Annotated in this window: 5 protein-coding genes; all 5 read right to left on the bottom strand. The window is 43.4% G+C overall.

The features are described 5' to 3' along the window. Positions 1–18: 18 nt before the first annotated feature. The 5 genes from H6G48_RS23910 to H6G48_RS23890 are packed head-to-tail and all read right to left on the bottom strand — an operon-like array spanning position 19 to position 12655. Positions 19–624: an isoprenylcysteine carboxyl methyltransferase family protein gene (locus tag H6G48_RS23910; RefSeq protein ID WP_002731647.1), complete on the bottom strand. Its 606-nt coding sequence runs from the start codon at positions 622–624 to the stop codon at positions 19–21. 12 nt (positions 625–636) lie between these two features. Next, the gene (locus tag H6G48_RS23905) at positions 637–1812 is read right to left on the bottom strand and encodes a type III polyketide synthase (protein WP_190723609.1); all 1176 of its coding nucleotides are present in this window, start codon (positions 1810–1812) and stop codon (positions 637–639) included. Positions 1813–1862: 50 nt separating this feature from the next. Then, the gene (locus H6G48_RS23900) at positions 1863–3182 is read right to left on the bottom strand and encodes a flavin-containing monooxygenase (protein ID WP_190723608.1); all 1320 of its coding nucleotides are present in this window, start codon (positions 3180–3182) and stop codon (positions 1863–1865) included. Positions 3183–3210: 28 nt separating this feature from the next. Then, complete coding sequence (locus tag H6G48_RS23895; protein WP_190723607.1) at positions 3211–7173, bottom strand: type I polyketide synthase; 3963 nt, start codon at positions 7171–7173, stop codon at positions 3211–3213. A 40-nt stretch (positions 7174–7213) separates the two neighbouring features. Then, positions 7214–12655, bottom strand: a complete 5442-nt coding sequence (locus H6G48_RS23890; RefSeq protein ID WP_190723606.1) for a type I polyketide synthase — start codon at positions 12653–12655, stop codon at positions 7214–7216. Positions 12656–12731 lie beyond the last annotated feature (76 nt).

Here is a 12731-nt window from a genome sequence, read left to right as displayed (position 1 = left end):
CCCTGCTATCCGTGGCAATTAACTTTTAAGCGGTTGCTGTTTGCGAGAGAAAATTGCGCTAAAACTAGGAATAAAACGGGGAGTATTGGCGAAAACTGCTTGATAATTGGTGTCTTGACTTAAAGCTTCTTCTTCAGCCGGAATGCGTTGGATTAATAACCAAGCATTCAGGAGACTAAAGACTATAGATGTCAGATAAGCGGTATGAAACAGGGGAACCACCGCTAATTCCGTGATCATGGCCCACCAGTTAGGATGACGGATATATTGATAAATGCCATTGTCGATCACGGGTGTCTGAGGAACCGTGACCACCTGATGAATCCAGCGATCGCCTAAAGCTTCAATGGAGGCATAGCGGAGCTTTTGAGCTAAAAAGGTAGTAATTAGGGAAAATAAAGCCAATGCTGGAATAAAAGGTCGATCGAGCAGATAAACTTCCCCGATCATGCAAAGCATCCAGCTAGATTGGAAAATCTTGACGAATCCCACATAATTAGAACTATGCAGTTTGCCACCTTCCGCTAAGACTTTGGCCATATTCTGTTTACTCAGACGAGTAACGCGCACTCGTTGGACAATAATGTAACTAATCAGGGCAATGAAAACTATTTGGCTTAACATCCTTAAATATCCTTAGAATTGAACTAAAATGGCTTCTTGAGCAAATCCAGGCCCCATGGAAATTATTAATCCGTAGGAACCCGTGGGAGGATGGGGACGGGAAAGGGTTTCATCGAGAATGCAGAGGATAGTAGCAGAGGCAATATTGCCAATTTCCGCCAAAATATCCCAACTAACCTGTAGAATATCCGGTTCTAACTGGAATTCTTCAACTATTGCATCGAGAATCTTTGGACCTCCCGGATGCACCATCCAACAGACAATTTCCTCGAGGGAAACTCCTGTTTTTTCCAGTAAAGATGTCACCGCTTTTCTCACCCCACCCTTGACGTAATCAGAGACTTCTGGGCGAAGAATTTGGCGAAAACCGTAGTCTGTTAAAGGTAATGCCATTAAATGCTCTGTGTGGGGCATTAACAGCGATTGAGTGCCGATAATCTTCAGTTTTGCTTTACCTTGCTTGACTAAGGGATGTTCATCTCCCGCTAAGAGCACAGTACCGACTCCATCACCAAATAAAGCCGCTACCACAAGGGTCATAATGATATTGCTATATTGAGAGGGATCTTCGGGTAATTGTCCCAATAATTCCGTTAAATCGCTATGAATTGACCCTTGCCAAAGGCCAGAGGAGGGATCGGTGGTAAACAAAATCGCTGTTTCGGTGGGATGTCCTTGCAGATAATCGTTTACTCTGGCTAATCCTTGGGCGCCCCCCAAACAGCCGACACCCGATAACGCTTGCCGCTTGATATCGAGGGAAAAATCTAGACGATTGAGGAGTAAACTTTCTAGGGAAGGAACGGAAGGAAGAACAGTAACGGAGGTAACTAGGGAGATTTCTTTAGGAGAAAGAGCGGCTTTTTTGAGCAAATTAGTTACTGTCGATGTTACTAAATCCATAGTTAGATCGACCATTTGACGAAAGGGTTGGGCGATTCCGGGAGGATTATCGGCATCGAATTCATCTAGGGGAATGGTGAAGTATCGCCCTTGAATTTTGACATTACTGAAAAAACGATGAATTTGTTCTAAATCAAAAAAGGTTTGTTCCTGGAAGTCGAGTTGATTTTCTCGGCAATAATCTTGAAGAAGATTAGCACAATGATTTCTGATATTGACTTCTAGAACTTCTTGGGGATAGTAATGTTCTGGAAAACCGGTAGCTGTCTCAATAATGTAGGGCATTGGAGTTAAGAGAGAGGGATTTCAGAGGGGGGGGAATTATCCTGGGAGATTTAAGCCAGTAATCGGCGAGCTAATCCTTGGGCTTCGCGTATATAACCCAATTTGTCAATCACTAAGGAGTGAGTACCGCTATGGTGTTTATTGTCGGCGCTTAAATTGGAACTAATTTGACGTTTTAGCTTTTCAAATTTATAGACAAACCGGGATTTTTTATCCTGAGCTTGTAGATAAGCGGCCACTAAATTACTTTGTTCTTCAAATACGCGCCAGTGGGTGCCAGTGGGATGAACCATTCCGATGACAAACAGGTTATTTTCCTCTGGGTGAAAAACATTCATATAGAGGTTAGGCTGGGTGGTTCCTTCTTGCCAATTCAAATCTGATTTGTCAATAAAAGAAAATTCAATTTTGTAACCAGTGGCGTAGATAATGAGATCAATTTCTTCTGTACTGCCATCGGCAAAAATAACTTTCTTTCCGTCTAATTGTTGAATATTAGGCTTATGGGTGACATCTCCATGCACATAATAACGATAGATTTGTTGGTCGCTGTTGGGAATAATTAGACCGTTACTTTTACAATCTGTAGGAATATTGAGCTTTTTGAGATTAACTCCTTGTAAGAATAGAGCTATTGGTGATAATAAAGCCATCATTTTCATGTGTTCTTGGGCTGGAATTAGATTCATGATTGGCGTGTTAATCATCACCCATTCTGGGGGCAAACCGAATAAAAATTTCGGCATACAGAGAAAGCCACGACGGGTACTATGGAAAGTTTTACTACCATTGATAGCCGCTTCGACGACTAAATCCATGGCTGATTGTCCCGCTCCAACTACTAGGACTTTTTTAGCATTTAATTGAGCGGGATTATCATAATCTTTTGAATGGATAATTTCCCCGTCAAAATGCCCAGAAAATTGAGGAATATTCGGTTTATTATGATAACCACTAGCGATTAAAACCCCTCGGTATCGTCTGGTTTCTTGGTTGCTAAGGGTGACATCCCAAAAGTTACCCACCTTTTTTACTTTCTCCACGCTGAGATTAAATTCCATGAAATCATAGAGATTGAAATGAGCGGCATAATTGCGAAGATATTCATAGACTAACCGATGATTGGGATAATCTGGGTAATCTTTTGGCATGGGAAAATCGGAAAAAGGTTGTGTGGTTTTATGGCCAATTAGATGCGTATTTTTATACATTGGACTATCGGGACGGTCATAAATCCAAATACCCCCAACATCCTGAGCAGATTCGATAACATTAAAGGGAATTTTGGCTTTGCTTAAGGCTCTAGCCGCCGCTAATCCTGCGGCACCAGCCCCAATAATACAGTATTGCTCTTTGTAATCTAAAGTCATGATTTTTCTCCCTTGAATAATTGGTTGATTAGGCAGTCATTTGTTCAGGAAACTCTCGTAAACTGTGGCAAATTATTTTCATAATTTTCTCCGTATGTTGATTGATAAAGAAATGTCCTCCGGGTAAGGTATGCAGGACAAAATCTTGATTGGTTTGCAGTTGCCATTGTTGTAATTGATCGGCAGAAACCTTGGCATCGTTGTGGCCTCCAAAAACGGTAATAGGACAATTTAAGGGTTGACCTTGTTGATAAGAATAGGTCTCTAGGAGTTTGAAATCTGCTCGTAAAATTGGTAAAAAAGCCGCCATTAAATCAGGATTTTTGAGGAGAGTTTCTGGGGTTCCTTGAAAATGACCTAAAGCTGTTAAAAATTGCTCATCTCCCAGACGATGAATGGGTAAATCGGGATTGACAATTTGAGGCGCTCGAAATCCAGACATAAATAAATGTTGGGGTAGATTTTGGCGAGTTTTAGCTAATTCTCTGGTTAATTCAAAACTGATTAAAGAACCCATGCTATGACCAAAAAAAGCATAAGGTTGGTCTAAATAGGGAGTCAGAATCGGAATGAGACGATTAATCAGGGATTTTAGCGATGTAATCGCAGTTTCCTGAAGACGCGTTTCGCGTCCGGGTAGTTGAATCGCCCAAAATTCCACTTCCTTGGGGCAGTAATTCAGCCAATTTTGGAATGCGGAGGCACCCCCACCGGCGTAGGGAAAACAAAATAGACGAATGCGGGCGTTAGGATTAGCTTGTTTGCGAATTAGCCAAAGTTTCGGATCATTAGAGATATTTTCGGCTTTAGTCGTCTTGATTGGTTTTTTCTGTTTTGAGGGGAGAGGAGTTTTGTTGCTAGTTGCAGGTTGGGAGTTTTGGATGATTAAGTTGAATATTTGCGGTAAAAACTGCTCAATACTCAATCCCGCTAGGTATTCTACGGGAACAATAATTTTTAAATCCTCCTCTAGTTGACGTCGTAATTGACTGGACATGAGAGAATCTAAGCCTAAACTAGAGAGCGGTTGCTTGCTATGTAGCTTAACCATGGATAAACCGGTAATCTGTTCTAAAACACCGATAATGTAGGTTTCTAGTTGTTTAAGCTGTTTCTCTGCGGGTGTGGCCAAAAGAGAGTCAAGGGTAATTAGATGACCAGAAGATGATGCAGTGGTGGTTTTGACAACTTCTGGCGGTTGAGGAGGTGTTTCTAGGAGATATTTCGACAATTTAGGCAATAATTGCGCTTCTTCTGCGGTCAAGTCGCCTGTTTTTAGCCAATAACTACTTCTTTCAAAGGTGTAGGTCGGTAAGATACAGGGTTTACTGTCTTGATTGGCCGTTATCTCTTGCCAATTCAGGGCGAATCCCCGCAGATAAAGCTGACTGACACTCTCGAGGATCTGTTGTCGGTCAGAGGTTTGACGACGCAAACTGGGCAACCAAAGACAAGAATAATTTTTATCCAGTAGGCTGCCCATGGCCGATAAAACGGGATGGGAGCCGCATTCGACAAATAGCTCATAACCGTTGTCCAGTAAGGTTTTTATCCCATCGGCAAAGCGAACAGAACACCGGAGATGACGACACCAATAATCGGGAGTAGTGACCTCAAAATTGACTAAGTTGCCATTAAGGTTAGAAATTAAGGCTCGTTGAGGGGGATGATAGGTGATAGTTTCAGCAACTTGTCGGAACTCGTCTAAAATTTCCTCCATCAGAGGGGAATGAAAAGCTTGAGAGACATTTAACCGGGTAATTTTCAGATTTTTGACCTGAAGCTGTTTTACCAGGGTTTCTATGGTCTCTGCAGCACCGGACAGGACAATATTATCCTGACCATTAATAGCGGCAATAGCGACCTGAGATTGATAGGGGGCAATTAAGGGAGTAATTTCAGCTTCACTAGCCGAGATAACGACCATTGAACCACTTTTTCCCACAGAATCCATCAATTTAGCCCGATAGAAGACTAATTTTAAGGCATCTTCTAAACTAAAGACTCCAGCAACACAGGCGGCCACATATTCCCCTAAACTATGACCCATAACTCCATGGGGGCTAATTCCCCAGGATTCCCAGAGTTTAAAAAGGGCGTATTCGAGAGCAAATAGGGCAGGTTGGCTGTAAAAAGTTTGATTGAGATGATTTTCTTGGTCAATAATCTCCGTTAGGCAATAGTCGCCATATTGACGGAGAATCTCAGCACAGCGATCGAGTGTTTGACGAAATAGAGGATAACATTGGTATAGTTCCCTTCCCATACCGGGGTATTGAGAACCCTGTCCTGGAAAGAGAAAGGCAATTTTTGCCCGATTTTTGCCATTAAATTCACTTTTTGGGCGAAAAGAACTCGGTTCACCTTGAACGAAAGCGGCTAATTTTTCTTGAAGTTGGCAGTGACTAGAGACAATACAGGTGAAACGATGGGGTAATTGGGAGCGACTGCGATTGCTAGTAGCACAAATGGAGCTTAAAGCCACATTTTTCGCATTTTCTAGGTAATGTGCGTATTTTTGGGCTAGTTTGATTAAAGCCGATTCGGTCTTGGCTGAGAGGGTGAACAGATAGGGCGATGAATCAGGTGCCGCAGTCGTTTGAGGTTCGTAAGGGTATTCTTCGAGAATAATATGGGCATTAGTGCCATTTAAGCCAAAAGAACTAACTCCAGCTAAACGAGCAGAATTTTCACTAACCCATTCACGGTTTTTAGTCGGAACTTTCAGCGGCTGATTTTCCCAGTCTAGATGGGGTGTCGGTTGCTGGAAGTGGAGATGGGGGGCAATTTGTCGATGTTGCAAGCATAAAATCACTTTCATCAGTCCGGCAATACCAGCGGCCGCTTCTAGATGGCCGATATTGGTTTTGACGGAACCAACCCAAACCGGGTGGGGATTTTTAGCAAAAACTGTCGATAATGCACCTAATTCAATGGGATCGCCCAAAGAAGTGCCAGTTCCATGGGCCTCAATATAGCTAATGTCCTCTGGCTTTACCTGAGCATTTTTTAAAGCTTGACGAATCAATTGTTCTTGACTAAGTTGATTGGGAACTGTTAAACCGCTACTCGTACCGCCATGGTTAACAGCCGAACCTTTAATTAGTCCTAAAATCAAGTTATTATCCCGAATAGCCGCAGATAAAGACTTTAAAACTATAATACCGCCGCCTTCTCCCCGCACATAGCCATTCGCTGTTCTATCAAAGGTTTTACAACGACCGTCAGGAGACAACATCTGGGCGCGGGATTCCATGATAGTAACGAAGGGAGTTAACATTAGGTTGACTCCCCCGGCTAGGGCAACTTCACACTCGTTATTGCGTAAACTTTGGCAGGCTAAATGAACAGCGACTAAAGAGGAGGCACAAGCAGTATCAACCGTTAAAGTTGGGCCATGAAATCCAAAAAGATAGGATAAACGTCCCGAAGCTACACTTTTAGCATTTCCCGTTCCCGTATAGGCATCAATCAGATCGGGATGATGGCTAAAATGGGAGTAATCTTGAGTCATCATGCCTATAAATACCCCCGTTTGACTTCCTCGCCGATTTAAGGGTGATATTCCCGCATTTTCCAGAGCTTCCCAGGCTAGTTCCAGCAGTAATCGCTGTTGCGGATCCATTTGTGCTACCTCCCGGGGAGAAAGACCAAAAAAATCAGCGTCAAATTGATCTATCGGTTGATTTAAGAAGCCACCGTGACGGGTATAGACTTTTCCCCTTGCATCGGGTTTAGGATCGTAATAATTGTCAATATTCCAGCGTTGCGGCGGAATTTCGCTGATGGCATCGGTTCCTGATTGCAATAATTCCCAAAAAGTTTCCGGGGAATTAGCTCCCTGGGGAAAGCGACAGGACATACCAATAATTGCAATTGGTTCATTTTTGGCTTTTTCTAGGGTATGTAGCTTAGTTTTTAAGACCTTAATTTGATTTAAGGCATCTTTTATTAAGCTCATTTGATCGGTTTTGGCAGGTATTTGTGTCATGGTAAACAGGTTATTTAGATAGGGTTTGAGGTCTGCTTTTCTAGCTTAAGGAATTTAACTCCTGTAGCAGTAAATCGGACAATTCTTCTAGGGATAAATCTTCTTCGTTGAGGGGATCAAGATTGTTATCTTGATTTAGTCCTATTGCTAAGGGTTTTAAACTAAAGTCAAGGTCAATAACTTCAGCTACTAGATAATCGACCAAACTGGTCACTGTTGGGTATTTAAAAGTGATAGTTGCCGCCAGAGATTTACCTAAATCCTTGGCTAAACGATTGCGTAATTCCACCGTCATTAAAGAATCCATTCCCAACTCAAAAAAACCTTGGTCAACTTGGGTAAATTCTCTAGCTGGAATACCGAGAATTTCCGCTACAATCCCTTGAACATGAGCAGTCAAAGCCGCAAAACGCTCCTCAATTGGTACTGTCCTTAAGACATTAATAAAATTATTGTCTGGGGTTAATTTTTGGGCTGAAAAACTCTGGAAATCTCGTAATAAAGGCGGAATTTTTTGATTCTCGAAACTGTTAAAAAAGCTATTCCAATTGAGAGAAGCGACAGTTACCTGTGTCCGAGAAGTCGTCAGCAATGTTTCGAGGAGATGTAAACATTTTTGGGGATCAAGAGGGGTAAAACCCTGTTTAATTAGCCTTTTTTTCGCTTTTTCGCCTAAATTTTCGGCCATACCACCCTCTGCCCAGGGACCCCAATTAACGGTCAGGGCCGGCAGTCCTTGCGCTTGACGATAATGGGCTAGACTATCTAAAAAGGCATTAGCACTAGCATAATTACTCTGTCCAGAAGACCCTAACACCGAGGCCATCGAGGAAAAATTAATAAACCAGTCTAAATCCACTTCTTGACTGAGGAGATGCAAATTCCAAGCGCCGAGTATTTTGGGGGAAAAGACGCGCTCAAATTTCTCCCAAGTCTGTTTGGATAAGCTGGCATCCTCTAACACCCCGGCCGTGTGAATAATGCCTTTTAAGGGGGGTAACTGTTGCTCGATTATCTCAAAAGCCCGACGCATTTGGCCAAAGTCGCTAACATCGGCGGCAAAAACTTCTACATTGGTTCCCTCTTGTCGCCATTGGTCTATAATTGGTTGGGTTTCTGGAGTTATTCCCCGGCGACTCAGTAAGACGAGGCATTTTGCTCCTTTTTTCCTTAACCAATTAGCCACTTGCTGCCCTAAGGCCCCTAGACCACCAGTAATAAGATAGGTGGCATTTTCGGCAATTTCTCGGTTTTTTAGCGACGATTTCGGGATAAATCGCCCTAAACGAGCCACATAGCTCCGGCCTTGCCGCCAAGCGATTTGATTTTCCTCCTCCGCACTTTGTAAAGATTGGAACACCTCTAGGGCTAAGGTGTGGCTATCCTGAAATTTATCTCCATCTAGACACAGACAGCGCAATTCTGGGTATTCTAGGGCAATAGTCCGTCCTAATCCCCAGAGGGAACTTTGGGCAAGGGCAATCACTGTGGGCTGAGAAGGAATGTATTGAGCCGATTGGGTGACAATATAGAGGCGAGGAGAGTAATTAACCTCTATTTTGCCTAGTTCTTGCACTATTTCCAGCAAAGTTCCACAAATTCGCTCTTGAGTGGCGGCTAGGTTTTGATTATTTTCTAAAGCTTGGTCGTCATCGATTCCCCAGAGATAAATTAGACCTTGATAGGGTTTTTTGAGGAGATATTGCCAAGTCTGGCGATTGTTTTCGGTGATAAGTTGGCATCTATGCCCTTGTTGCACCAATTTTTCGGCTAATTGTTGCCCCACTCCCTTTTTGTCAGCAAAAATTAACCAATCTCCTGTTTCTGTCCAATCCATTCCCGTCAAGTCCGTGGCTTGCCAAGTAATTTCGTATAAACTATCCTTGAGGTCGTTGGTCTGGGAAAAGAGGGTTTCTGGCCGGGCCTGTTGAAAGGTTAATCCGTCAATTTGGCTAATTAATTGACCCGATTCGCTGAAAATAGTCAAATCAGCGATTAAGATGCCGTTTTGCAAATTGCTATGGCTGAAGCGACCATGACAGTATATAGAGGTGTCCTTAACTCCCGAAAAGGTCAATCGGTCAATATTAGTGGGAAGATAGGTGGTATTCCCCGCGGGAAATAGTGCCGACATAGCGTGAAAGCAACCATCAAGTAAGACAGGATGTAGCTGGTAATCCACCGCTTGCGAGAGTAGATGGGAAGAAAGTTGAATTTTTGCGACAATTTCGGACTGATTGCGGTAAAGTTGCTGGATAACTCGAAAACTTTCCCCGTAGTTCACTCCTTTACTTACACAGTCCTGATAATGCTGTGCGATTTCGATTTTTTGGTGACAACGGTCCCGGATATCTGTCCAATTGCCGCTGGGTAAGTCCTGGTTTTCATTGGTTAAATTACCGGATAGATGCAGTAGGGAAACTTCCCCTTCCCCAAGACTGAGAATCTGAAATTGTCCCCCCGCTAGTAAGCTTAACTGTACCTTTTTACTCTGGTTTTCTGAGAAAATTAAGGGTCGATTCAGACTCAATTGGCCAATAGTAAACTGCTGATTGGGATATTGTTGACCGGCTGCCACTATAATCATCTCTAGATAGGCCGCGGCCGGGAAAACTACCTGGCCAAAAACTTGATGTTCTTGCAGATAGCTCGGAGAGCAGGGAGAAAGAGAGGATTGATAGTGAACATCCTTTGACCCCAATAGATGCAGCGGTTGCTGTAGGAGAGGGTGGAAAGCTACTGCTGTCGGGGTTTTTAGCTGAGAATCAATGTAATCTAACCAATAGCGTTTTCTTTGGAAGGGATAGGTAGGTAAGGGGATTTTTTCGCGTAAATAATCCAGGTCGAATCCATTCCAGTCAATTTTGACCCCTTTTACATAAAGGGTCGCTAAACTTTGGAGTAGGGTTTCCCAATTCGACTGTTTTGGGGATAAACTAGCTAACCAGAGACCTCGGTCGGGGAGATTTTGCTGACCTAGGTTAATTAATGTGGTTTTTGCGCCAATTTCTAGGAATATTTCCGTATTTAACTCTCCTAATCTTTCTATACCCCGGGCAAACTCTACGGGAGACAGTAGATGATTAACCCAATATTGGGAAGTTGCTATCTCTGCATCGATAACATCCCCAGTCAAGTTAGAAATAAGGGGAAGACGTGGGGAATTATAGGTGATAGTTTCGGCAATCTTGGCAAATTCCCCCACCATACCCGTCATTAAGGGAGAATGGAAAGCATGGGAAACCCCTAAAGTCTGACTTTCAATGCCTCTCTGATTAAAGTTAGCGATTAAATGGTTAATAGCCTCAGTTTCGCCAGAAATGACTGTATTTTCTCGACTATTGACCGCAGCAATGGTACAGATGCCCCTAATCTTCCTCAGATGATTGGTCACGGTGTCGGAATCGGTAAAAATTGCCGCCATTATGCCGTTTTTCGGTAATGTCTGCATTAAGCGTCCCCGATGGGCAATTAACTTCAAACCGTCTTCTAAGCTAAAGACTCCCGCTAAACAAGCGGCCACATATTCCCCTAAACTATGACCGATGAGAGCATCGGGTTTCACTCCCCAAGATAACCAGAGCTGGGCGAGGGCATATTCCAGAGAAAATAGGGTAATTTGACTGTAAAAAGTCTGATTAATCAACTGACTGGTTTTTTCGTCCCCATATAACACTTGCAGTAAGGATTTCACCCCATAGCTCCGTAAAATTTCGTCACATTTCTCTAAAGTTTGGCGAAAAGTCGGTTGCGTTTCGTAGAGTTCCCTAGCCATTCCGGGATATTGTGAACCCTGTCCCGTACACATAAAAGCCAGTTTAGGGGCTTTTTTCGAGGTTAAAAGACTTTTTTGACCTGAAAAGCGATTTTCACCCCTAATAAAGTCTTTTAAAGCTTGCTCAAGCTGTTTTTGAGCCAGAAAGGGAATAGCTAAACGATGCTCAAAATGCGATCGCCCAGTATTAGCGGTGTAGGCCACATTTGCCATGACCGTCTGGGAATTTTGACCGAAAAAATCGTAGTAGCGTTGAGCTAATTCCCGTAAGGCCGGCTCACTTTTCGCCGAAAGGGTAATTAAATGACAAGGACGTTCTAAATGAGGTTTTTCGTCACCAAGCCGCTCAAAATTGCTTTCCTCAACGATTAAATGGACGTTAGTGCCACTCATCCCAAAAGCACTCACTCCAGCCCGTCGGACTCCTTCTCTGACCAACCAAGGGGTAAGAGTGGTGGGGATTTTGACCGGCAGTTTTTCCCAGGGAATATAGGGATTAGGGTTCTTAAAATGAAGATTAGGGGCGATTTGCTGATTTTGTAGCTGTAAAACTGTCTTAATTAACGCCGCAATTCCCGCAGCTCCTTCCAGATGCCCCATATTAGTTTTCACGGTTCCCAAAATCAGGGGATTATCTTGGCTATGACCCTGGCCATAAATTTTCCCTAAGGATAAAACCTCGATGGGATCTCCTAAAGATGTACCTGTACCGTGAACTTCGACGTATTGTAGATCTTTAGGTTGAATTTTCGCTCTTTCGAGGGCTTGTCTGAGTAAAGCTTCCTGTGCCTGACCATTGGGGGCGGTTAAGCCATTACTTTTTCCATCGTGATTGACAGCCGAACCGCGAATTTGGGCGAAAATAAGATTGCCATCTCGGAGAGCATCACTGAGACGTTTTAAGACCACGACACCGCAACCTTCGCCCCGACCATAACCATCGGCCGAAGCATCAAAGGTTTTACTGCGACCCTGGGGAGAAACGGCTTTTAATTTACAATTACTAATCGCAGTGGCCGGGGTTAACATCAGATTCACACCCCCCGCTAAAGCGAGATTACATTCTTGGCCGCGCAGACTTTGACAGGCCAAATGTACTGCCAAGAGGGAGGAGGAACAGGCCGTATCAATTTGCAGAGTCGGACCGTGAAACCCAAATAGATAAGAGATTCTGCCGACGGCAATAGCGCGACTGGTTCCTAAACTGTTGTAAGCATCAATGTGATTGACTACGCCTTGATGAAAACATAATTGGGCATAATCATCGCGAAAAATGCCCATAAATACGCCAGTTTGACTATTAATCAAACTTTCTGGCGCAATAGCCGCATTTTCTAGGGATTCCCAACAGACTTCTAACAGTAACCGTTGTTGCGGATCCATGGCGGCGGCTTCCCGGGGTGAGATGCCGAAGAAAGCTGGGTCAAATTCGTCAACTTTGTCTAAAAATGCCCCTTCCCGACTATACATTTTCCCCGGAACATCGGCATCTTGGTGATAATAGTCGGCAATATTCCAACGTTCTAGAGGAATTTCCGTTACTGCATCGATGCCATTAACCAATAACTGCCAATAACTTGCGGAATCATTGACTCCTGCGGGAAAACGACAGCCCATACCCACAATAGCGATGGGTTCGGTTTGCGCTTTGACCATTGCATCGAGGTGTTTGTATTGTTCTAAAAAAGCTTGTTTTTGTTGATTCATCTTCCTAACAACTCTTGTCTTGTTATGTCACGTCACTTTCATCTCAGGTTATGCTCGGGAAAAAGTCACGGATAAG

Source organism: Microcystis flos-aquae FACHB-1344 (assembly GCF_014698375.1).
GTDB lineage: Bacteria > Cyanobacteriota > Cyanobacteriia > Cyanobacteriales > Microcystaceae > Microcystis > Microcystis aeruginosa.
The sequence above is the reverse complement of the archived record's forward strand: the minus strand, read 5'-3'. Positions and strand labels throughout refer to the sequence as shown.

Bases quoted from the DNA above. Each gene is read 5' to 3' on its own strand.
- H6G48_RS23910 (WP_002731647.1), bottom strand. From the start codon at position 624: ATGTTAAGCCAAATAGTTTTCATTGCCCTGATTAGTTACATTATTGTC.
- H6G48_RS23905 (WP_190723609.1), bottom strand. From the start codon at position 1,812: ATGCCCTACATTATTGAGACAGCTACCGGTTTTCCAGAACATTACTAT.
- H6G48_RS23900 (WP_190723608.1), bottom strand. From the start codon at position 3,182: ATGACTTTAGATTACAAAGAGCAATACTGTATTATTGGGGCTGGTGCC.
- H6G48_RS23895 (WP_190723607.1), bottom strand. From the start codon at position 7,173: ATGACACAAATACCTGCCAAAACCGATCAAATGAGCTTAATAAAAGAT.
- H6G48_RS23890 (WP_190723606.1), bottom strand. From the start codon at position 12,655: ATGAATCAACAAAAACAAGCTTTTTTAGAACAATACAAACACCTCGAT.